Below are 22,595 nucleotides of genomic sequence, written 5' to 3' on the forward strand. Positions count from 1 at the left end.
AATATGAGGTCTGCAAACGACAAACTACAGACCGCACCCCCTCCCGGTTTCAACCCTATCGTTTTTTCTGTTTGCCTTCCAAATTTTCTTTTGCTCGATACTTGGCAAGCTCGCTTACCAATTCCAACGGGATCGGTTTATCTGCAGGAAATTTAATCGTGGTTTTGGATACCTCGTAGGGCGACAATTCTTGTTTGAAAACTTCAAATACTGTAAAAGGCGGCGGAAATGACAACGAATAATGATCTTTATAGGCGGAGAAATAGATCAACATCCCATGATATTTAAATGCCGGCAGTTGATAGCTTATCACTTCCTCCGCTTCAGGCACGGCATTTTTAATGGTTTGCCTAATTTGTTCCAGCGAGTCTTGAATCTCCTTTTGAAAGCTGCCGAAATATTCGTCTACCGTTTGAAAATTGCTTTTTTTGGTGGATGACATATTTGCCTCCTCGCGCAGTAAAGGATTGAAAAACACAGGTAAATTATAGCATAATGAACCAGTTTCGATTACTTCCAGATTGCTGTTTATCCGTAAATGGAATAAAGGGCTGCTGTATGCAGCCCTCTGTTTGCTTCATGTGCGCTCAGCGCGCTCTAGCGTTTGTATTGCATCGACGGCGCCAGGCGCTGTCTTAAATCATAGAGCCGATGAAGGCTGGCGAGTGCCCGCTCCTCGTCCTGCTTGGCCATAGCGACGGTTAACGAATCGACCAGCGCAACGGGCGCCACCATCGAATGAAACTCTCCGCTCTCCCCCCGGCAGGTATAAAGAACAGCGTCGGCCAGATCCACCAGCTCGGACACCATCGCATCCGTCACCAGGACGGAGGGGCAGTTCGCCTGCCGCGCCAGTTCCAGCAGCACCTTCGCTTCCGGGGGAGTATTGGCGAAGCCAAACACGATGAGGACATCGGATGCGCCAAGCTGGCCGGCCCATTCGAACAATTCAGACCCGCCGCGGGAAATATGATTCACCCGGTACCCGAACCGGTTCAGCCTATAATAAAGCAGCTCGCAGAGCGAATGGGAAGGTCCCGAGCCATACACGAATATCTGCCTGGCCCGGATCATGCTGTCGACGGCAAACTGGAAATCCTCGCGGGACAGCCTCTCCATCGTGATGGCCAGATGACGGATTTCCAGCTCCAGCATTTTGCCGGCCAGATCATCGTCGGCGACCTTGCGCAGCTTATCTGCCATTTTGCCTGCCGGCGTCGGCGCGGCATCGCCTTGAAGCTGCCGCTTGAAATCCTTGAAATTGGCGTAGCCCGCAGACTTCCAGAACCGGGATACCGTCGCGACGCTGATGCCCGTCTGCGCGGCCAAATCCTGTTCCGTCATATAAGGGATGTTCTGCAAATGCTTGACGATATAATCGGCGATCTTCCGGTGGCCTGCTGTCAACCGCTCAGCCTCGAACCGAATTTGATGCATGGCAATTCGACTCCTCTCTTACACGTTCTACCATAACCCGAAGGAAATCTCAACTTGTTTTGATAATTTTATTTCATATTTTAAGTTTATGAAATATTTTTTACAAAACGAACACACTGCGTTAACGCTCCCGTGATGCTCCTCTCTTATGATTGCATGGAACGAACTATGGGAGGGTGAAGAAAGTATGGAAACCGCAGCGTACAACCGGAAACCGCAGAATCAGTCCCAAAATTTAATGGTGTTTGTCTTATCGATGGCGCTCTTTGGACTGGCCGATCTGGTCACGGAGATGATTCCCGATGTGGAGATCGGTCCGATCGAGATCGGCATCCCGTACTTTGGATTCGTCGGGCTCATTCTTGTCGCCTTGTTCAACCCGCTTTATGCGGCGCTTGGGGCCGCGGTTGGCGAAGTCATCTTCGGCGACCTGCTGATGGGCGATTTCGGGGGCATCGGGGAACTCGAAGGGGTGCTGACGCTGTTCATCGGCTTGTACATTGCCGGCTTGCTGGTGAACAACTCGAAGAACAGGCTCAATATTGCGATAGCGGGCATGATCGGCATCGGCATCGAGCAGCTGCTCGGGGGAGTAGCCGATGTCATCAAGGTTTCGGTAGGCGTCAGCGAGCTTGAGGCCGTTGAAGGGCTGCCTCAAAGCATCGTTCTTTTGGAGCTGGTGGAGAATGTGAACGAATGGATCATATCCGGCATTATCGTCGGCATCCTCCCTGCCATGTTCATGCTTCCGCGGCTGCACGGCAAGCTGGAGCCGCTGCTGGGCATCAAGCCGCGCACGAATTCCTCCTACCGCGCCGCGGCGGGCAGTCTGCTCGCGCTCAGCGCAGGCATCTTCATCATCGCCGTATTGTTCGGCGTACTGGGAGAATCGCTGGAGCTTGGCGCCTGGGAGCCGGACTTCATCGATCAATACGGCGGAGGCTTCGTCTGGGTCGGGATCGGGATCGCCGCTCTCGTTGCAATCGCGGTGATGCTGATCGCCTTCTCCTCCCGCAAGAGCATTCCCCGGCAGGCCGAAAAGCTATGATCGCAGCTCCCATTATTGAAATGTCCGGGGTCTCGTTCCGTTATCCGGGCGATGAAGGAATGGCGCTGCGCGGAGTCCATTTATCCATAGGCAAAGGCGATTTCATCGCCATTATGGGCAGCAACGGCAGCGGCAAGTCAACCCTCTGCAAGTCCCTTAACGGGCTTATCCCGCATTATTATGCCGGAGATTTTGAAGGGTCGGTCTCGGTGGGCGGCACCGACCCGATGACGCGTTCGGTAGCGGAAATGTCCAGGCTTGTCGGCTATGTGTATCAGGATTTTGAGAACCAATTGATACGGCCCACCGTCTTTGATGAGCTGACGTTCGCAAGAATGAACTTCGGTTTTGCCGACTACAAGGTAAAGGCTGAGGAAATGCTGTATCGATTCGGTCTCGAGCCGATCCGCAATAAATACATTTGGCAGCTGAGCGGAGGGCAGAAGCACAGGGTGGCACTGGCAGGCGCACTCGCGATGGAACCGGAAATTGTCATCGTCGACGAGCCGGCCGCCCAGTTGGACCCGCTGAGTGCCGTCCATATTTATGACACGCTCAAAACGGTCAATGAGCAATTCGGCACAACGGTTATTGTCATTGAGCACCATACCGAATTTATTGCCGATTACTGCAAGCATGCCGTTCTGATGGAGCAAGGATCGGTCGCCTGGAAGCTTGAGACGGCAAGTGCCTTGAACGAGGTGGAGACGCTGCTGGCGCACCAGATTCATCCTCCTCAGGTGACGCAGGCCGCATGGCGGATATATCCGGAGCGCAAGCCCTACCCGATCAGGCTCGAGGAGGCGAAGAAATGGTTTGCGCCGGACCGGTCTTCCGATGCCGCTGCAGCCCCTGGTAGCGCAGCTGCAGGCGATGACGCTCCCCCCCTGATCGAACGGGCTGCCGTCGCAGAATTCCGGCATGTGACCCATCGATATATGACGGTCGAAAAAGGAAGGAACACCGTGCTCAGCCAAATCGACCTGACCTTTCGCGAAGGGGAACGGGTTGCGCTTGTTGGCGGCAACGGGGCGGGCAAGTCCACGCTGCTCAGACTCATCACCGGCCTGGCAAAACCGTCGGAAGGCATGATTGAAGTTTTAGGGCGGGATACACGTACCGTTACGCCCGAAGCGCTGGCGGAATCGGTCGCTTTCATCTATCAGCAGCCGGAGGAAATGTTCATCGCCGACAACATCCGCTCGGATATCGCCTACTTCCTGAAAGCCCGCAAAACCGCCGATTACGAGGCCTTCGTTGACCGGATGATCGCGCAGTTCCGCCTGCAGGACATTCAGGACAGGGATGGCCGGCTGCTCAGCGGCGGCCAGCAGCGCAGGGCGTCGCTGGCCATCGGGATCGCGATGCGCCCGCAAATTCTGCTGCTGGATGAGCCGACAGCCAGTCTCGATATATCAAGCCGCAAGGAGATCACGGGCATGCTGGAGCGGCTGGACACTTATGTCAAGACGGTTATTGTCGCGACGCATGACATGCAGCTTGCCGCCGACTGGGCCAATCGCATCATCGTGCTCCAGCATGGCCGGGTGCTGGCGGATACGGACGGCCAGGCGCTGTTCGCCGACCCGGCCTTGATGAGGGCGGCCAATCTTCAGCCGCCGCAAATCGCGCTGCTCAGCCAGGCGGCCGCCCTCCAGCCGCCGGCGCTGAGCGTCGAGGCGTTCTGCCGTCGGTGGCCCGCAGGAGGAAAGGAGGCGAACGATTATCGACAAGCTGTTGCAGCGACTGTCGCTGGAGCGATTGAAGCTGACGCTCATGAACATCGCCTACGCCAATAAGCAGACGTTTCTGACCCGGTTCGACCCGCGCATGCTGCTGCTCTGGTATTTGATCTTCGCCACCATGCCCTGGTTCATCTATAACCGGACGGTGCTGGTCCTGCTGTTTCTCACGATGCTGGTTCTGGCTGCCGTCTCCCGCGTCAGCGGTCTCATAATCGCGCTGATGGCGTTCAGCACCTTCTGCAACCTCATCTATCTGGTCGTTCTGGCGCTGGTGATCGGCGGAGACCTTGAGGCTTTCGCATCGATGCTGACGCTGACGTTCAAGCTGCTCGCCGTCGCGCTTGTCAGCGTCGCCGTATTCGCCAGTCTGGACCCGGAGAAATTCAGCGACGCCCTGCTGAGCCTGAAGGTTCCGGGGCAGGTTTGCTTCGGCATCTCCTACGGGTACCGGATGATACCGATTCTGGTGGAGCAGTATCAGCAGATTATCAGCTCTTTCCGGTTAAGAGGGCGGATGCCGACAGGCGGAAGATGGCTGCGCAGCCGCAAGCTGTTCTACCTGGGCCGGATCGCCGTTCTTGCTTTTTACCCCATGCTGCTGGGCACGGCCAAGCGGACCCGCACGACCGTCGAGGCGCTGGAGATCAAAGGCTTTACGTACGCCCTGCACAACCCGGAGGCGAAACGGTTGAAGCTCTCCTATCTGCGGCTTACCTACCGGGACGCGCTGTTCGTCGCCGGAACCGCATTGTATTTGACCATCATCTTTGCTATCGGACGGATGTTCCCGATTTAAGGCGGAAAGAGGCGAAACACACGATGTGGATCGATTTTCACACGCATACGAAAATGTCAAAAAAGCTTGAGTTTTCCATGGACTATTTTCATAAAATGATTCGCAGCGCCCGCCGGAACGGGCTCGACGCCCTGGCGCTCACGGAGCATTTCAACACCCTCCATTACAGCCGGATATATGAGACGCTGGACCGGCATTATCCCTACAAGCATGACTATTATGATGTGGATGGATTTAAGGTTTTTACCGGGATGGAAATCGATATTATCGAGACGGGGCATATTCTGCTGATCGGCAACAAGGCGCAAATCCGCGTGATACACGATAAGTTTGCGGATCGGCTGGAGAAGCCGCGTTTTCCAACCTTCGACGAGGTGCTCGATACCGCGGACTCGTTCGCCGTGCTGAAGATCGGCGCGCATCCGACGAGGAACTCGACGCCCCTGCTTCACCTGGGCGAGGAACGGCTGCGGCGGTTCGACGCGTTCGATCTGAATGGCAAGGATCTGGCCAAGCAGCCGGATACGCAAGCCAGGCTAAGCGAGCTTGGCGCCAAGCTGGGCAAACCGGTCGTGTGCGGCAGCGATTCGCATTTGCCGATCCAGTTCGGCTGCGTCAGGAACAGGCTCTTCCGCGATTGCCTGACAGCCGAAGACATCCGCCGCTGCCTTCAGGAACGCAGCTACGAGATCAGCGTCTCCAGCTACGCCTCGCTCAAGGTGTTCGCCGCACGCATGACCAAGCGGGCGATGAAGCTGGCCGGCCAGTGCTGATCAGGATAACCGCAACGTGTACGGCATTTCCCTGCTCTGGTGCGTCATTGCTGGCAACTGCAAGTCTCAGGTTATGTTTGATGTGAACGAATGAAAGCCCGGTTGAAATTAACCGGGCTTTCATCCGTATATGATTTTTCAATGATCACTCTCTGCAGCATAACCGGGCATTCCGGCCCATTCTCTACCTAATGAGGAATCCATGTAGCAGCTTATCTCCCCATCAATCATCTTTGTTTTTACTTTAGGAGGACTTATTGTCGATTAAGACTTTATATAAGTAACCGACAATATATTCCCGTTTCGTTTTCTCTTCCAAATCTCCATTTTCGACCAAGTCGTCAATAGCCTTACTTATAATCTCCCATAAACGGGTCTCTTCATATTCCAAGTATGGATGGCTCATACCATAATCCTCTCCAAGTATAATTTATTTTTTATTTTTATTCTTGTTTCCATTTGGCCATATTTGTTTTCCATTAAAATCTACTTCCTTTACCTTTTTCCCTTTGCTGTCACTTAAATCCCAATGATCCTTATGCAGTTGATCTTTTTTCCAGGTAAGCCCTGTACTTTTTTCCTTATACCCTTGATTCCCCCTTTGCTTTATAAAGTCATTTGGGGACTCGCTAGGTGTTGGTATTGGTGGAATAACTATATCTTCGGCAGGAGGAATATCTGCTTTTTCAGAGTTGAATACATTTGCTTTTGCATCATCAAGGGCTTTCGAAGCATACGCTCCAACAACAACCGTCGCAGCAACAACTCCAGCGACAAGCGCATATACAGCAACTCCTTCGAGTATACATGCATCCCAAAAACAATGTCCACTAGGGTCGCTATAGCGCAAGGGATTATTTGCCGTATATACGTATAGATTTTGAGTCAATGGATTATTAATCTGCCCTTCATACGTATCCTCCGATATAAACCTTCCCATGCTCGGATCATACCACCGCGCTCGTAAATACTGCAGCCCCGCTGTCTGATCCCACATTTCCCCTGAATATCGGAACGGATTCGCGATTGTTTCCACGGTGGTCAGTGGATTTCCCCACATGTCATAAGTATACCGGTTCAGACTGGTATTCCCTGTGCTGTCTCGTAATTCAACAACATCTCCATGCCCATTTTGCAAGTAGTAGTACTTCCCACTACTGCCGATTCCCGCAACCAGTCCTTGTCCACGGATATACTGGGCTTTAGCAGACACAACGCCATTGATCACCTTCCCTTCAGCAACCACCTGATCCCCATCATAATAATAACGAACGGTGGCATTGTCTTCCATCCGCTCTACCAGCAGGCCATCCCCATTATATTTATAACTTACCTTCTCACCGGTATCCTTGGCAACACTGGTTAATTGGTTCCAGTCATCATAAGCATAAGAGGTATCTCCTAAAGCGACGTGCGCATTCGTTTCGCTTTGCAGCGTCAACCGGTTGCCTCGATTATCATACCCATAGGTCTCCATGAACTGTGTCGAGGTTTCGATTCGGTTCAGAGCATCATACGTGTAGCCAAACGTCTGATCGGAGCCATCTGGGCCATCCGGGCCAGATGCACCATTTTGTTTGGCGACTTGGGTGAGCATATTCATGTTGCCATCATAGCCATAATCAAAAAAGTTTAGTTCTACCCCATTGGATTTATTTTGCGTCAACGTATCTATGGAATAACCGTCATAGGTATAGGTGCTGGTATTTCCATTTAATTGCTTGATATTCTTTAGCATATTATTATTATAATATTCATACTCCGCATCAAATTTGGTCATGGATGGCCCCACGGTTTGTAATCGATTCATACCATCGTACGTGTACACATTCCTGTAACCAAATGGATCTGTCATCGTTTCGCGAAGACCCTGACTATTATACGTATAAGTTATTTTTTTCTTGTCAGGGAATGTTACGTCCGTTAGCTCCCCCGTTGTAGGTTTGTAATTATAACTGGTCAGACCTGTACTGTCGACCATCATTTTGCGTCGGCCAGCTTGGTCATATCCATAACCTATCATATCAAACGGACTGTTTTTAAAAATAAGAAGATTTCGATTGTTATACTGATACGTAAAAAGTTGCCCTTTTTTATCGACTGATCGTTCTATGTTATCATTGGCATCGTAATAACTTTTCTCTACTTGTCCGGTTTGGTCAGTTTCCTTAATAAGCCTTCCTAGTTGGTCCGCCTGTTTATGGATCGACCTTCCGTCCGGGTAGAGAATTGTCTTCAGATTACCAGCCAACGAATAAAAATACGATGTCGACTCCTGCTTAGGATTGGTGACTTTGGTTAGCCGTCCCAAGGCATCATTCACATATGAGGTTGTATATTGCGCGTCGGTGCTTACTACGGTATTCCCCATGTAATCATACTGCGTCGAATTAACGTTCTGAAACCCCTTCCCTTCATTTATATCTATCTTCGTCGCTGTTTGTCTACCCAATAAATCATAGTAGGACAGCGTCTGAATCCCTTCCGGATCCGTAGTGGTTATTGTACGTTCAATTTTATCATATTTCACGTTGGAACTGGATACCTTAGGAGTCGGCAAATTGGTTTTGATTAATTGATTCCACGCATTATACTCATACGTTGTTTGGTGGCGACCTGCCTCCTCTTCCAGTTTAAGACGTCCTATATCATCATACTTATAGCTAAGCGACATGGTAGTACTAGTGGTATCAAAAATACCTTCAAATATTTTCCGGCCTAATGAATCCCAACTCTGAGTACTCCGAACACCTGTCTCATCCGTTGTTCTCACAGTGTTATTCGCATCATCGTATGTAGCGATTTTGCTCGACTGATCCGGATTTGTCATAGTGATTAACCGTCCCAGCTTATCATACTGGTAGCGAGTCGTGTATTCTTTCCCATCGGTATAGGAGGTGACCCGCCCGGTTGTCGGGTCATAATCCAACTGTTGAATAATGGTATTGGTTTGCTGATCAGCATTTGTGACATTGATGGATTGCTTCGTAGGAAACGCGCCCGAGTAGCCATATTCCGTTAGATAGACGGAACTCTGGTTGTCATCATAAATAGTTGATCTCTTGATGTTTCCGTAAATATCGATATCCTCATATTTCGAATGTGCAAGTAATGTACCTGTTTGATCTATAATCGTGAATTCGGTAATCGTCCCTTTATCATTTCGTATATAATCTGTGTTGCGGGTTACATTCGCATTAACCTTCTCCGAAACGTTTTTTAGTAAATGTGTCGTTGGGTCATACGTATAATTGGTCGGAATACCCATCACATCGGTTCTCATAAGGATATTCCCATAATCGTCATAGGCGACTTTATCGATAGCAGGTGTTCCGTTGCGATCCCCTTTACGATATGTGCTTGTGGTTTGAATAGGTAACGTTATTTTGCGTACGCGATCATATAGATAGGCTGTGGTCCTGCTTTCATCCCCAGCTGACTCAACGATATTCTTGGCATAGATTACAGCAGGTGTATCTTCGTCAATAAAATCTTTTTCGTAATCATACTTGGTTGTAAGATAGCCATTGCTCATCGTGCTTCCAAAACTGGCGATATCCTGACCATAAGTGCTGCTCATATCGGATTGATAGGTAAAGGATGATTTATTGTAAATACCTGTTTCTATATCTTTACTAGATGCAACATCTTCTCGAGAAGCAACTCGATACTCTTGTTCAACCGCTTCTTTTCCGATAGGCCGTGTTACTGGTTGTGGTTCATAAGTATAAGACGTATAGGCTCCTGTTGGGTAAGTAACCCTACCCAGCAGCAGATAGGCATTCTCCCTTAAAGGAGTCGCATTTGTTACGCTAAACTTCGTGTTTCGTTCTTCATACCAATAACTTGTTTCTCTACCAGCTTGGTCCGTTACTTTAGTCAATACTTCAGTATCTAGTGCCTCATAGCCAGGTCGCGGATTGTATCTCGTAATAAAGCTTTTATTATATCGCACTACCTGATCTCCCTGACGAAGAGTAACACCTGAATCATCGTAGTCAATATTGATAGAGTTTTGAATGGCGTCTGTAATTGATATAAGGACCTTTCCATACTTTCCTTTTTCAGCATATTTAAATTGGATTGTATTGTTGTATGGGTCCGATATCTGGATAAGTCTACCATCTTGTGCAAAGTACTGTGAAATCCCTTCTATAGATCTCACAACCGTCCATGACTGTTCTTCATTGACAACTACAGATTGGTCGGCTCCGATATAAAGATCCTTCCATGGATAACCAACTAGACTATAACCAGGTAAGCCATTTCCATTGCCAATCTCGTAGGTCCCTTTACGTCCCAAACTTAAATAGCTGGTATTGGTATACGGTTCCGTTTTTATATAAGGAATATCCCATGACCAACCCTTTCCGATAGGGTATAACTTTTCTTCATATGTTTTTGCAGTTGCTACGTCTTTCCATGCAATGGTTGGAGGGTATGGTATTTGGGATTCATCCTTCATATATGCATTAGGATTTGGCTTGATGTACTGAACTTGCCGATTGATAGTGCCCCCCGAATCTGGATTAGACCAATTGGAACTGAACCCCTCTTTACCTGCGTGAACATTAATATAACCAATCCATCTATCACCATCGTAAGTATCGAATAACGAGTTATCATTTACATTTAAATAAGTCATACGAAGCGTTCCTGAATAATTTAGTGATTTAGATGCTGCTCCCGTATTACTGTTGTATGTTTCTGTATATACATCAGCATCGAAATATATGGCACAGAGACAATTTTGGCCAAAACCCAATTCCTTCTCGTACAAGTTAGAGGAAGAAGAATCGTAGTAGCGAGTTAAGCTGAAAGAAAGCCCATTTCTTCCAGGTAAAAAGAGGTCCTCATGATCCAAGGATAGACTACCATTCATAGATGATATGCTTTCTTCGCCTTTGTTGATTTGAAAAGGGGCCTGCGTGTTTTTAACGCTCAAGTTCTTAATAGCGCTTAACATATCGGGAGTCGGAGTCGGAGTGGCATTGATCGCAAACGCGCTCAAATTTCTGCCATATACGGAATCTGAAACAGTTGGTTTTCCATAGACAGATCCGGTTACACCCCTGTACACGACATCAACAACTTGTGGCATGAGGCCGAGTACAATCCCACCTTTCTCGTCAAAGATAATTGGATTGGGTTGATGATCTGCTAAGACAGGGTCGGATGGCGGAATCATACTCACCGATTCGTTATTGAATTCGTTACTTATTATGCTACTTAGTTTTGTAACGGATTTGCTGTTCTTCTTTGAGATCGGTTGAGCAGTAGAAAAATTTACACTTGATACGAGTATAGAAATAATTAGTAGAACACTGATTATTTTTTTCATGCTCTAATCCTCCCAGTATGACTATAAATAAAGATTTGCTCTGTAATTGATTGAAATGGATGGGGGCATATGGTTTCCTTACCTATCTCGTATACCTCATGCATTTTGATAAATGATTTCAGTTAAATTCCCATTCTCATCATAGTGGTAGGTCTGAATCACTTTTCCAGTTGGTTTCACTATAGGATTTTTTATAGTGAAGGGATTTGATATTGTCGAACTATTATCGGCCAAAACGTCCACCTTAATCCGAGCCTCTGTGGAAAGATTGAATCTGGATAAGTCAACATGTATAGAGAGGTTCGTCGGATCAGATCCTATTTCGGGTTGTCCATAATAAATTATTTCAGGCCATGTGCTCCCATTGTCCATAGACAGACTCACTATTATGTTTCTATTCTCACTTGTACTTGAGTTCTCTGTGGGAAGTTTAAATTTCATGTCATACTCTCCACTTACTACCTCACCAACTGAGGGAAAAATAATGGTCAGAGGGTTGCTTATCGTGAAGGGATCTGACACCATCGAACTGTTATCGGCCAAGAATCTAACCTGGATACGAGCTTTGGTAGTGAAACTAATATAGGATATATCGACAGGTATGGAAATTTCCATCGGATTAGATCCTTCTGTTGGTTTCCCAAGATAAAGTAATCTAGGCTCCCAAGTATTCCCATTGTCTAAAGATAGGCTCACTTCCATGTCTTTATTCTCACTTGAACTTGCATTACCTCTAAGAAGTTTAAACTTAATATCACACTTACCGCCTACTACTTCACCTGCCGATGGAGAAATAAAGGTCAAAGGATTTTTTATAGTGAAGGGATCTGACACTGCCATACCACTGCCGCCCAAATCAACCTTAATACGAGCTTGTGTTGTGAAACTAAATTGGGATAAGTCGACATGCACGGTAATGTCCGTTAAGGTGGATCCAATTATTGGGAGGCCACTATAAATTATTTTAGGCCATGTGTTCCCGTTGTCTAAAGACAAAAACACTTTTATGTAGGAATTGATCGTGATCCCCTGAGGGAGTTTAAACTTCATATCATATGCACCGCTCACTACTTCACCAACTGATGGAGAAACAATGGCCAAGGTATTTTCATTTAGCTCGTACGTATAAGAAATGATGAGACTGGCAAATCCGGTAGCATCCATATAGAGTAAATTGTCAGTAGGAAGAGAGAATGAATTCACTCCTCCTTGAACATAATATTCTGTTCCTTCAGTAATTTGGGGAATACTAGCATCAATAGAACGAGACGGAGTATAAACATGCACATTAACTAAACCCCATCCTGCGCTAATATAGATAATTGAACTTTGAACCGTTATTCCTTTTGCAATACCGATATCATAAATCATGCTTCCGTCATCATATGACAACAAATCCGACGTCCAAAATCCTGCAGCATTTATGGATATTGGATATGTCATGGACGTGGTATTCGCTTGACGCACCAGATACTTCCGGTTTCCTTCCGTTATCAACGTTTGTTTGACCTCTCTCGTTTCACCCGATGCGTCTTTAAGCCATACTGGCATCAGCTTCACATTTTGACCTTCCAAGTCTTTGCTTAATTGACCCACAACTTCATAACGGAAAGTTGTTGGCGCATCACTGCTCTTTAAAATAACATTCTCTTTAATTCCCTCCGCTCCCGACTCCAACTGTACATCCGTATGATCCCAAACATTGGTGTAAACTACTTTGTTCTTTGACTCTTGATCAAGCTTGCCTACAGAAGAATGGGATAGGGCAGGGATCAATTTTAATTCATTCGTTCCGGAATCGATCGCATAGCCCTCTTGAATATCGCTCGGTATGGCGAGATGGAATGGAAGTTTGTCAACCTTAAAATCGGATACATTTCCAACAGCGGTTGTTGTTGCTTTTTTCGATTTTGTGGCTGTGATGGTGGGATCAATATCTGATAAATTTCCTTTGCTGTCTTTATAATGAAGTTCTTCAGAAGAGATTACAGCCATGTAGGTGCCATCCTCAAGCTGAAAGTGCTTCTCGTTAGATTTTCGCTCTGTCTTTATTTCTTTTTTTATTTTTTTACTTCCCAGCTGACGTTTATATTTGACATTATCGGTGGCAATTTCCGACTTTTCTGCTGCAGATAATGTCGTTCCGGCATCAGAGAGAATTACTGTTTTTTTTGTGGATGGGCTGTCGCTTTTTTGAACTGGAGCCGCAAGTGCCGTCTGACTCAAAAGAAAAAGGGAAAGGATGCTGACTGTGCTGAATTTCCGTATGAACTGTTTCATTCTACAAACATCTCCTTATCATATTAGCAAATTGTCGAGCACATTCTGACCATACATCTGAATAATCTCCCTACCACATGTGTTTTCTTGGTTTCACCCCAAACTAAAACTGATTGAGTACAGGAACGATAGCTTTCAATTCTTTTAGCCAACGGATTCAAAATACCACATACACGTCTCTGCATTCACTAGGATAAAACGTCGAATGATGTCGAAATAGAATAAGTTTCCATGAATTTCCTAAAAATGATAACAGTTGATTCAGAGATTGCAAGACCCAAAGGACCTTCGTCAATTGAAGTTGAACTCCCGGTTGAAGGCAACGCATTGGTTCCAAGAATTACAGTAAATACCGTTTAAAATCATGAGAGGTTCTTTCATAAACTTGGTACGGAGGAGCAAGCCCAGCTCAAATTATTACTTATCAAGCTGTTGAAACCCGTCGGGCGGGATGCATCAAAGAGAAAGGAAGTGTGATATAGTAATCGGTGCAGGCAGGCTGGAAAAGCCTCTGACTTAAAGTTAAAGGAGTTTTCATACATGACTGAATCCTTAACAGCAGCCTATAACCAGACCAAATATAAATTGGGCAATCACGGCAAACGCGATATCCGGGTATTAAAAGAGGCTTTTCAAGACATTGAAGGGCAGCTGGAAAGCGACAGATATGGCACGGGAAAGATCATTGAGGATTTTCAAGCGAAGATGGCGGCTTTACTGGGAAAAGAGCATGCCGTCTTTTTCCCGAGCGGAACGATGGCTCAGCAGATTGCTCTGCGCATTTGGTGCGATGAACAAGGCTTCAGGAAAGTTGCCTATCATCCGCTGAGCCACCTGGAAATCCACGAAGAAGATGGCTTGAAGGAGCTGCATCGCATCAAAACGGTTCTGCTGGCTGACAAAAGCCGCGTCATCGGGCTGGAAGATGTCGTCAATATGGAGGAGGGCATAGCTTGTGTCCTGCTGGAGCTGCCTCAGCGTGAAATCGGCGGCCAATTGCCAAGCTTTGAAACGCTTTGGCAGATTTCGGAATATTGCCGCGACAAAGCCATTAAGCTGCATCTGGATGGGGCACGCCTTTTGGAAATCCTCCCCTTTTATCAAAGGTCGGCCGCTGAGGTTTGCGCTCTTTTTGACAGTGTCTATATCTCGTTATATAAAGGAATCGGCGGGATTGCAGGAGCGATTCTGGCAGGAGATCAAGCCTTTATAGCGAAATCCAAGGTTTGGAAACGGCGCCACGGCGGCGATTTGATTAGCTTGTATCCGTATATCGTCTCTGCGGATTATTATTATAATCTACGCTCACCTAAAATGGGGCAGTATTTTGAAGCAGCAAAGGAGCTTGCCGCCCTGTTCAATTCCTGCCACGGCGTTTCGACGCTGCCGCTTATGCCCGTTTCGAATATGTTTCACGTCCATTTCCATCTGGCCAAAGAGCAAGCGGCATCTGTTCTGGCAGAGGTTCAACAAGCCACGGGTGTTGGCATCACGAGCTATTTGACAGAAATCGATGAACATACCTGTTCCTGCGAAATCAGTTTGGGCGATTTGTATGCGGAACTGCCAAGAGAAGTCGTCATCAAGGCATTCCGGGTGCTTGATGAAAAAATGAAGCAATAATTCGTGATTCCTTGCTTTGTGACGTAATGGAAAAGAGGAGCTTCCCTAAAGGAGGCTCCTCCCTAATTAAACCTGGTTGTTCGCACGAGAAGCGCTACATTTCAACAAAGTCTGAGCTTGATATACAGGAAACAGCGTCAAAGCTCCGCGGCGAAACCGACGATGGCATTTCCGTTCTTCGTAATCCTGTATTCAACGGTTTTGCCGCTCCAAAAGTGGAAAGTCAGCACGACTTCGCCGTCATTCACTTCATTAAAGAAGTTTTCCGTGAGCTCAATCCCGTTCGTGTCGTACGAAGGCGAGAAGACGTACGCGAATTCCTTGAAAGACGTCCAGTTCTGCGGGCCTGCGTTGCCTCCGGCAGCGTATACGGCTTCCATCGTAGCGAGCCGGTCGCCGTTGAACGCAGTCGGGATCGAGAACTCGTTCGTTGTTCCGGCAGCGTTCTGCAGCACTGGTGTATCGTAGACGATTACGTCAAACGTCCAGTCCTCACCCTTATTGAAATCCGCAGTGATCTCAGCGTTCTCGCCGTAGGCGCCGGACGCCGTCAGCCTGGAGAGTAAGCCCGCCTTCACCGTCAGGAGCTCCCCTTCCAGCGAATAGTCGCTGCCTTTGCGAAGCGGCCTGCCATCATGGCGAAGAGCCGTCAGCCGATTGCCGTTCAATTCGAGCCGAATAACAGCGTCCTGCACTTCCGTGCCCTTGGTCAAATAAATCAAATCGGATTCCGCGGCTGCGGAGCGGCCCTTCCAACTGGCTTTCAACATGCCATATAGCCGCGGATCATTCCATTGCAGCGCATTGCGGTCGAGATGCTGCCCGTTGTCCCACAGCATATGGGTAATGCCTCTTTCTTGAATGTAATGAAGCAAGAATTCGAAAAACTTAAGCTTCTCCCCTTGTTCGATCGTACCCGTATTTTTGTCGAAGCCGAGCAAACCGTATTCGCCTAGAATGACGGGAATACCCTTGGAAACGAGCGTATTATAAACGCGGTCGAACGTTTGGACAATGTCGTTTTTCGTTTCTTCGTTGAAGCGGGTGAAGCCGGCAATGTTGACGCTGAACGGCCAAAAGCCGTAATAGTGAACGGTTGCAATCAGGTTCGGGTCGTCGAGCGCGTCGAACGTGTCCACCAGTGCGTCGAGCCGGTCCTGATTCGCGTTTGTCTCGAGCGTAGGCAGTACGAGCGGGCGCTCGGAGTTGTTGCCGCCGGAGGTGCGCACAATCTCATGGAAGGATGCATTCAATTCTTGCAGCATCGCGAAATGAGCTTCGCCGCTTTCACCCCAGCCGTCAGTGAAACGAGGTTCATTGATGCTCTCGAACGACAGCTTCTTCGAATAGTTTTTGAACCGCTCTGCGATTTGCTTCCATGCTGCGTTATAACGGGCAAGCACAGCGTCATGCTCCGTACCCATCCGGTTAACCCACAGCCAGGAATCGTGGTGCAGATTGATCATGACGTACAATCCGGCGTCCAGAGACCAGTTCACGACCTCTTCAACGCGGTCCAGGAATGCTGGTTCAATCATGTAGTCCGGCGCCTCGCCCATCCGCTGATCCCATGTGATCGGGATGCGAATGCTGTTGTATCCTTGCGAGGCGATATGCTTGATGAGCTGCTTCGTCACGCGCGGATTGCCCCACGACGTCTCGTCAGCTCCGGTTGCGTCGAATGTATTGCCGAGATTCCAACCGGGCTGCATGGCTTCGACATACGATTGAATCTTGCTCTTCGGAACGGGGATCGCTGGCCGCTCCTGCGTGGCCGCGCTGGCGAAAGAAGGAACGAGCATGGTCAACAAAACCGATACCGTCAGCAATATACGAATGAGCTTGCTGGATGAAAACATAATTCTGAATACCTCCTCCTGGATTATGTTCTGAAACAAAATGCGGGTCAGGTTGATCAGATACTCTGGCGTGCTCCTCCTCTTTATGAAAACGTTATCAAAAACCAGTGGCAGTGATGATTTTACCGGATTATGGGTTTTGGAGAAACCCCGATAATTAGTGGATAAATCAGATGAAAATCGAGACTCAGGTGTTAGCAGCAGAGGGGAATTAATCAATCACTGGCCTGGTCGTCAGCTGCCTGGATGCGGTCTTCTCAGGAAGGAAAATCTCGCCCATGCTAGCTGCGGTCTCTGTAATCCTGCGGCGTAATGCCGAATTCCTTTTTGAACACCTTGATGAAATACGGCGGGTTCGTGTAGCCGGTCTGCTCGGCAATCTGATAAATTCTGCAGCCGGTGTTTTTCAGCAGGTACGCGGCTCTCTCCATCCGGTACCGTAACAGGTAGTCGCTCAGCATGCTGCCGGTCTCCAGCTTATAAACACGGGACAAATAGACCGGATGCAGATGAACATGGACCGCAATCGCCTGCAGCGACAGGTCGCCAGCGAGATGGTCCTCGATATACTCATGCACCTGCTTAACGACACTGCTGCGTGTATTCTTAACCTCGTTCTCCATGTCGGTCCGGATGCGCTCGACCGATGTTCGGGTCCATTCCTGCAGCTGAGCCACGGAGCGTGGTGAACCGCTCCCCGCGAACATTTCGAACTCTTGCCCGATCAGGTTTTCCAGCTTGCGGCCGTTCTTGTGAGCGATATGGGAGAGCACCGCCGCGATGGCGAAGAACGTTTCCACCAGATGCTCAAGCGAGCCATCGAACCTCTCCTGCAGCTCCTCAAAAATGTGGCCAAGCTTCTCTTCCGCCGCTTCCCACCTTCCGGCTTCGAATAAATGGATGAGCGCTGGCGGTTCATACAGGCTCTTGAGCGTATTGACCGTGCCGGAATCATCCTCGCCTTCCCTCAGCGCCAGGAAGAATCCCCTTTCCGAACCGACTCTCCGGCGCAGCGACGCGACAGCGGATGCGTACTGATCGCCTAACTGCGCCGGAAACCGTCCCCATGCGCTGGCTACCAGGCTAATCGTGCCTTTCAAATACAAGCTGACAACCTTCTGGAACTGGGCGGCGATGTGTGCGATCTGCGCATGCTGTTGATTCCGGTCACCCTTTGCTTTCACGACCATTACTAAATTTTCATTCCGGTCCTTTGCGGTCCACAGGCGGAAATCGTTCCCGAACATCTCCTCCGCCATGTTGCCGATTGCAAACTCGAAGAGGGACAGGCTTCGCGGATCGAACTGTGCGAATTCGTCTTCGAGACGGATCAAGAGCACTGCGGTTTCATCCCCCATTGTATAGGGCAATTCCAGGAGCTGAAGCTTTTCTTCCAATACATGTGAAGTGTATTCTCTACCCTCCAGCAGTTCACGCAGCAGATGTGCGCGCATAAGCGGCAGATTCGCACGCAGTGCACCGACGGCCCGTTCATACGAGCTGATGGCCGCCCACTCGGTCCTGATCTGCTCGATCGCACCCTCGACGGAAGCCCGCAGGTCTTCGTCCCGCACCGGTTTCAACAGGTAATCCGACGCACACTGGAGCAGCGCTTCCTTCGCATAATCGAATTCGGAGTATCCAGACAAAAGAATGGTTCTCGTCCGCGGCCAATCCTGCCGGATCCGCTTGATCAGATCAATGCCCGTAATGCCGGGCATCCGGATGTCGGTTATCACGATATCAACAGTCCTGCCTGACAGAATGTCGATTGCCTTCTGTCCGGAATATGCCTTATGCACCTTGTCGATCTGCATCTCCTCCCAGGGAAGCGTGCCCGCAATCCCGTCCACCACGGACTGTTCGTCGTCGACAATCATCAGCTCATACATACACCTGCACCTCCGGTAAAATCATGCTATTCTTGCGTCCATCTTCGGCCAGCGAAAGCTCACCGTAAGTCCGCCATCTGCAGATGGCCTGATCGATAGTGCCGCCTCCTGGCCATATTGATAGACGAGCCGCTGGTTCACGTTCCACATGCCGCAGCCCATCTCTTCATCAAGAGGCTGGCTGATTTTTCTTCGCAGCAGCTCCAGCTCCTTTGCCGGAAGGCCAACGCCATTATCCTCCACCTGAACTTCGTAGTACGCCTCTGACTCTCGCCCTGCGATCCGGATCCGGCCTTCACCTACCTTGGGCTCGATGCCGTGAACGATGGCGTTCTCGACGAGCGGCTGCAGCAGCAGCCTTGGTATCACGATCGGAAACATCGAATCCGGCACATCGATTTCGTAACGGATCCGCTTCATGCGCAGATTCTGGATTTCGAGGTAGTTCCGAAGAAGGCTTATTTCCTCTTCCAGACGCGGCGTCTGCTTCTCGTGCCGGGTCATATAGCGATAGTATTCGCCGAGATTAAGCGCCATTGTTTCCACTGCCACTCCCTCGCCGAGCCGCGTCATATTCTTGATGTAGTAAAGGCAATTATATAGAAAATGCGGATTAATCTGCGCCTGGAGCTGTTTGAGCGTCGCTTCGCGGGACCGCAGCTTCTCGGTATAGACCTTCTCGATCAGCTCCTGGATCTGCCGCGCCATCGCGTTGAAGCGCTCGTACAGGATGCCAAATTCACTCCGCGGCCTGTGCGTGATCCGCGCAGAAAAGTCGCCGATCCGGAGCCGCTGCATGTTGAGAAGCAGCTGCCTGACCGGCACTTGGACATTGCGGTACAGCATGAGCGCTGCCCCAAGCCCGAGCAGAAGCAGCAGCGTCAGGACGATGTAGAAGGAATTCCGGCTCTTCGTGATGGGCGACAAAATTTTCTCGAGCGGCACATAATCGACCAGATACCAGCCCACGCTGTCCAGCGCAACTACATTCACCACATACTGCTCACCCTTGACCTTCTTCAACCGGTTAAACGCTGGCTGCGTACGGTCTGAATCCAGCATCCGGCTAAGCTCGACGAGCGTATCGTCCTTGTATGTGCCGAACCTGATCACGTCTCCGCCGTGACGGTAAAGGAACGGGTGCCGCTCGCCGTCCGTTTCATAAGCACCGAGCATATCCATGATTCGTTGCGCCGGGAACCGGGTCTCGATAATCAGCTTGGCTTTCAGCGGATTGTCCGAGCCCCCCTGCGGCTCAGCTGCGTACCAGACAAACTCCTGCCGCTCTTTCTCGTATTTCCAGCCCCGTCCGACATTTCGTTCCAGGTATCCGGATTCATAGCTCACCGTATTGTCCGTCGATATGACATCCTTGATCTGCGGCGCGTACACCGAAATCCGGTTGATCCATCCGCTCATGGCCTGTTGGAGGCTGATCCGGTCAAGAACCGTATTTTTGACCCGGATGACATCCGTATAGTTGGGATAAAGATCGATATACCGGTAATCGTTTAATGAACGATCCCGGATCAACATGATGGAATAAGCCGCAATCTCTTCGATCTTCTTATCCATCTGACTGGCAAAGAAGATCAGTTGGTTCTTGTTTGACTGGTAAATCTCAGCTTTCACCACACCTACCGTCTTCTGGTTGGCATACGTGTAGAGCACCACAATCGGGGTCAGCAGCAGCAATATGAGCAGCATCAATTTCTTATAGACGGTCAAACGCACGTTTCCCATCACGGTCTCTCCATTCCCTGCAATCGGTTAACAAAGTAACATCATTCTTCACAGGTTGTTCTGGATTATGAAAGCGCTATCTTATTACAATGGAAGTAATCGGCATAGACCGCCTTCACTGCGGCCATTCATCCCTCTAAAGGAGCGACCTCCCATGCATGCAAGCACAGGCAACCCGCAACCGATTAAGGCGCCAGCGGCGAGAAAAGCTGCCAAGGTCAGGAACAGGTGGAACTTCAAACGGACATGGCCGCTGCATTTCATGATGGTGCCCGGCGTGATCTTCACCCTTATCTTCGCGTACCTCCCGATGGGCGGCATCGTGATGGCGTTTCAGGACTTTAAGCCGTGGCTCGGCTTCTTCAAATCCGAATGGGTTGGCATGGAGCATTTCCGCTATATGTTCCAGCGTCCCGACAGCGTGCAGGTCATTATGAATACGCTCATCATCGCGTCACTCAAGATCGTCTTCCAGCTCATTACCCCCTTGATCTTCGCCCTGCTGCTGAACGAGGTACGCGCGATGGGCTTCAAGCGCTCCGTACAGACCCTGGTCTACCTGCCTCACTTCTTGTCCTGGGTCATCCTCGGCGGCATCCTGCTTGACATGCTGTCCCCTGAAGGCGGTCTTGTCAACCGAGCACTCGGCGTTTTCGGCATCGATCCGGTATTCTTCCTCGGCAACGGCGACTGGTTCCGCTTCACTGTCGTCGTCAGCGACGTCTGGAAAGAATTCGGATATGGCACAATCGTTTTTCTGGCTTCGCTAGCCGGCATCAATCCTTCGCTCTACGAAGCCGCCGAAGTGGACGGCGCCGGGCGCTGGAAGCAGACAGTATACATTACGATTCCTGCGCTGATCCCGATTACCATTGTGCTCGGAACGCTGTCACTGGGCAATATTCTGAATGCGGGATTTGATCAAATTTTCAATCTGTATAACGCCCTTGTCTACAGCAAAGGCGATATTATTGATACTTTCGTCTACCGGATGGCCATCCTGAACGGCGAAATGAGCTTTGGCACAGCCGTCGGCCTGTTCAAATCGGTCATCGGCATGGTTCTGATCATCTTCGCTTACCGGCTGGCTTACAAATTCGCGAATTACCGGATTTTCTGAATTACCTGTTTGCATGTATAGAAAGGAGGTCGTCATATGCGCCGCCAGTCCGTTTCTTACCGGATTTTCTCCGGCTTCAACTATGCTCTTCTGCTTGTCGTCAGTCTGCTCTGCATCATGCCGCTCATTCATATTCTGGCCGTTTCCTTAAGCGGCAAGGCGCCGGCAAGCGCCAACCTCGTCGGCTTGTGGCCCATCCAGTTCACATTCGATGCCTATGAGAAGACACTCGTCAACGATAACTTCCTTCGCGCGCTCTGGCTGGCAGTGGAGCGGACGGCGCTCGGTACCGGAATCAGCATGCTGGTCATCTTCCTGACCGCCTATCCGCTCTCGAAGGAGGATTCGTTCTTCCGCGGCCGGTCCGTCTATGCCTGGTTTTTCGTATTCACCATGCTGTTCAGCGGCGGAATGGTGCCATCCTACATTCTCATCCAGAAGCTTCATATGATGAACACGATGTGGGCGCTCGTTCTGCCGACCGCGGTCAATGTGTGGCTGCTGATCCTGATGTTGAACTTCTTCCGTACCGTTCCCAAGGAACTGGAAGAAGCGGCGCTCATCGACGGGGCCAGCCATCTACGGACGCTCGTCAGCGTATATCTGCCGATTTCGCTGCCTGCGATCGCAACGCTCTCGCTGTTCAACATGGTGGGCCACTGGAACTCATGGTTTGACGGTATGCTTTATATAACGGAGTACGACAAATACCCGCTTGCGACGTTCTTGCAGACGATCATCGTACAGCAGGACCTCAGCAAGGTCAACGTCCGGCCAGAGGATCTTGAGAATATTGCCCAGCGTACCGTCAAAGCGGCGCAGATTTTCATCGGCGCACTGCCGATCCTGCTGGTGTATCCGTTCCTGCAGCGGTACTTTGTCAAAGGGATCGTGCTCGGCGCGGTTAAGGAATAGAATGGTGAAGGAAACCGCCGGTC

The 22,595-nt window shown here is 49.6% G+C and carries 14 protein-coding genes; 7 read left to right on the forward strand and 7 right to left on the reverse strand.

Annotated features, from left to right (window positions below; all coding sequences use genetic code 11):
• Positions 1–55: 55 nt before the first annotated feature.
• Together ACFOLF_RS07670 and ACFOLF_RS07675 are read right to left on the reverse strand one after the other, a co-directional pair.
• Complete coding sequence (locus ACFOLF_RS07670; protein ID WP_210037856.1) at positions 56–442, reverse strand: iron chaperone; 387 nt, start codon at positions 440–442, stop codon at positions 56–58.
• Positions 443–597: 155 nt separating this feature from the next.
• Positions 598–1,437: a MurR/RpiR family transcriptional regulator gene (locus ACFOLF_RS07675; protein WP_210037857.1), complete on the reverse strand. Its 840-nt coding sequence runs from the start codon at positions 1,435–1,437 to the stop codon at positions 598–600.
• Between the two features lie 187 nt (positions 1,438–1,624).
• Between ACFOLF_RS07675 and ACFOLF_RS07680 the strand changes: the two genes are divergently transcribed.
• The 4 genes from ACFOLF_RS07680 to ACFOLF_RS07695 are packed head-to-tail and all read left to right on the forward strand — an operon-like array spanning position 1,625 to position 5,799.
• Positions 1,625–2,485 carry a cell division protein FtsQ gene (locus ACFOLF_RS07680; RefSeq protein ID WP_210037858.1) on the forward strand — a complete coding sequence of 287 codons (861 nt, stop codon included), beginning with the start codon at positions 1,625–1,627 and terminating at the stop codon, positions 2,483–2,485.
• Positions 2,482–4,284, forward strand: coding sequence for an ABC transporter ATP-binding protein (locus tag ACFOLF_RS07685; protein WP_210037859.1), 1,803 nt, complete (start codon positions 2,482–2,484; stop codon positions 4,282–4,284). Before ACFOLF_RS07680 ends, ACFOLF_RS07685 begins: the two co-directional genes overlap by 4 nt.
• The gene (locus tag ACFOLF_RS07690) at positions 4,262–5,026 is read left to right on the forward strand and encodes an energy-coupling factor transporter transmembrane component T family protein (protein WP_210037860.1); all 765 of its coding nucleotides are present in this window, start codon (positions 4,262–4,264) and stop codon (positions 5,024–5,026) included. Before ACFOLF_RS07685 ends, ACFOLF_RS07690 begins: the two co-directional genes overlap by 23 nt.
• A 23-nt stretch (positions 5,027–5,049) precedes the next feature.
• Positions 5,050–5,799 (forward strand): PHP domain-containing protein, encoded by a 750-nt coding sequence (locus ACFOLF_RS07695; protein ID WP_210037861.1) that lies wholly within the window; start codon positions 5,050–5,052, stop codon positions 5,797–5,799.
• 430 nt (positions 5,800–6,229) lie between these two features.
• Here the strand turns inward: ACFOLF_RS07695 and ACFOLF_RS07700 are convergent, their stop codons facing one another.
• The gene (locus ACFOLF_RS07700) at positions 6,230–11,140 is read right to left on the reverse strand and encodes an RHS repeat domain-containing protein (RefSeq protein WP_210037862.1); all 4,911 of its coding nucleotides are present in this window, start codon (positions 11,138–11,140) and stop codon (positions 6,230–6,232) included.
• 96 nt (positions 11,141–11,236) lie between these two features.
• On the reverse strand, positions 11,237–13,420 hold the full coding sequence (locus ACFOLF_RS07705; protein ID WP_210037863.1) for a hypothetical protein: 2,184 nt from the start codon (positions 13,418–13,420) through the stop codon (positions 11,237–11,239).
• A gap of 540 nt (positions 13,421–13,960) precedes the next feature.
• Here ACFOLF_RS07705 and ACFOLF_RS07710 point away from each other — a divergent pair.
• Positions 13,961–15,043, forward strand: coding sequence for a threonine aldolase family protein (locus tag ACFOLF_RS07710; RefSeq protein WP_210037864.1), 1,083 nt, complete (start codon positions 13,961–13,963; stop codon positions 15,041–15,043).
• Positions 15,044–15,180: 137 nt separating this feature from the next.
• Here the strand turns inward: ACFOLF_RS07710 and ACFOLF_RS07715 are convergent, their stop codons facing one another.
• The 3 genes from ACFOLF_RS07715 to ACFOLF_RS07725 form a co-directional block, all read right to left on the reverse strand.
• Positions 15,181–16,902: a cellulase family glycosylhydrolase gene (locus ACFOLF_RS07715; RefSeq protein WP_210037865.1), complete on the reverse strand. Its 1,722-nt coding sequence runs from the start codon at positions 16,900–16,902 to the stop codon at positions 15,181–15,183.
• A 281-nt stretch (positions 16,903–17,183) separates the two neighbouring features.
• Positions 17,184–18,794, reverse strand: a complete 1,611-nt coding sequence (locus ACFOLF_RS07720; RefSeq protein WP_210037866.1) for a response regulator — start codon at positions 18,792–18,794, stop codon at positions 17,184–17,186.
• Positions 18,795–18,815: 21 nt separating this feature from the next.
• On the reverse strand, positions 18,816–20,537 hold the full coding sequence (locus tag ACFOLF_RS07725) for a sensor histidine kinase (protein WP_210037867.1): 1,722 nt from the start codon (positions 20,535–20,537) through the stop codon (positions 18,816–18,818).
• A 262-nt stretch (positions 20,538–20,799) separates the two neighbouring features.
• Between ACFOLF_RS07725 and ACFOLF_RS07730 the strand changes: the two genes are divergently transcribed.
• Both ACFOLF_RS07730 and ACFOLF_RS07735 read left to right on the forward strand, forming a co-directional pair.
• The gene (locus tag ACFOLF_RS07730; RefSeq protein WP_379114116.1) at positions 20,800–21,657 is read left to right on the forward strand and encodes an ABC transporter permease; all 858 of its coding nucleotides are present in this window, start codon (positions 20,800–20,802) and stop codon (positions 21,655–21,657) included.
• A 36-nt stretch (positions 21,658–21,693) separates the two neighbouring features.
• A complete protein-coding gene (locus ACFOLF_RS07735; protein WP_210037869.1) occupies positions 21,694–22,572 on the forward strand; it encodes a carbohydrate ABC transporter permease in 879 nt (292 codons plus the stop codon).
• The last annotated feature ends 23 nt before the right edge of the window (positions 22,573–22,595 follow it).

This window comes from Paenibacillus sepulcri (genome assembly GCF_042647105.1).
Classification (GTDB): Bacteria; Bacillota; Bacilli; order Paenibacillales; family Paenibacillaceae; genus Paenibacillus_Z; species Paenibacillus_Z sepulcri.

Bases quoted from the DNA above. Each gene is read 5' to 3' on its own strand.
- ACFOLF_RS07670 (WP_210037856.1), bottom strand. From the start codon at position 442: ATGTCATCCACCAAAAAAAGCAATTTTCAAACGGTAGACGAATATTTC.
- ACFOLF_RS07675 (WP_210037857.1), bottom strand. From the start codon at position 1,437: ATGCATCAAATTCGGTTCGAGGCTGAGCGGTTGACAGCAGGCCACCGG.
- ACFOLF_RS07680 (WP_210037858.1), top strand. From the start codon at position 1,625: ATGGAAACCGCAGCGTACAACCGGAAACCGCAGAATCAGTCCCAAAAT.
- ACFOLF_RS07685 (WP_210037859.1), top strand. From the start codon at position 2,482: ATGATCGCAGCTCCCATTATTGAAATGTCCGGGGTCTCGTTCCGTTAT.
- ACFOLF_RS07690 (WP_210037860.1), top strand. From the start codon at position 4,262: ATGAACATCGCCTACGCCAATAAGCAGACGTTTCTGACCCGGTTCGAC.
- ACFOLF_RS07695 (WP_210037861.1), top strand. From the start codon at position 5,050: ATGTGGATCGATTTTCACACGCATACGAAAATGTCAAAAAAGCTTGAG.
- ACFOLF_RS07700 (WP_210037862.1), bottom strand. From the start codon at position 11,140: ATGAAAAAAATAATCAGTGTTCTACTAATTATTTCTATACTCGTATCA.
- ACFOLF_RS07705 (WP_210037863.1), bottom strand. From the start codon at position 13,420: ATGAAACAGTTCATACGGAAATTCAGCACAGTCAGCATCCTTTCCCTT.
- ACFOLF_RS07710 (WP_210037864.1), top strand. From the start codon at position 13,961: ATGACTGAATCCTTAACAGCAGCCTATAACCAGACCAAATATAAATTG.
- ACFOLF_RS07715 (WP_210037865.1), bottom strand. From the start codon at position 16,902: ATGTTTTCATCCAGCAAGCTCATTCGTATATTGCTGACGGTATCGGTT.
- ACFOLF_RS07720 (WP_210037866.1), bottom strand. From the start codon at position 18,794: ATGTATGAGCTGATGATTGTCGACGACGAACAGTCCGTGGTGGACGGG.
- ACFOLF_RS07725 (WP_210037867.1), bottom strand. From the start codon at position 20,537: ATGGGAAACGTGCGTTTGACCGTCTATAAGAAATTGATGCTGCTCATA.
- ACFOLF_RS07730 (WP_379114116.1), top strand. From the start codon at position 20,800: ATGATGGTGCCCGGCGTGATCTTCACCCTTATCTTCGCGTACCTCCCG.
- ACFOLF_RS07735 (WP_210037869.1), top strand. From the start codon at position 21,694: ATGCGCCGCCAGTCCGTTTCTTACCGGATTTTCTCCGGCTTCAACTAT.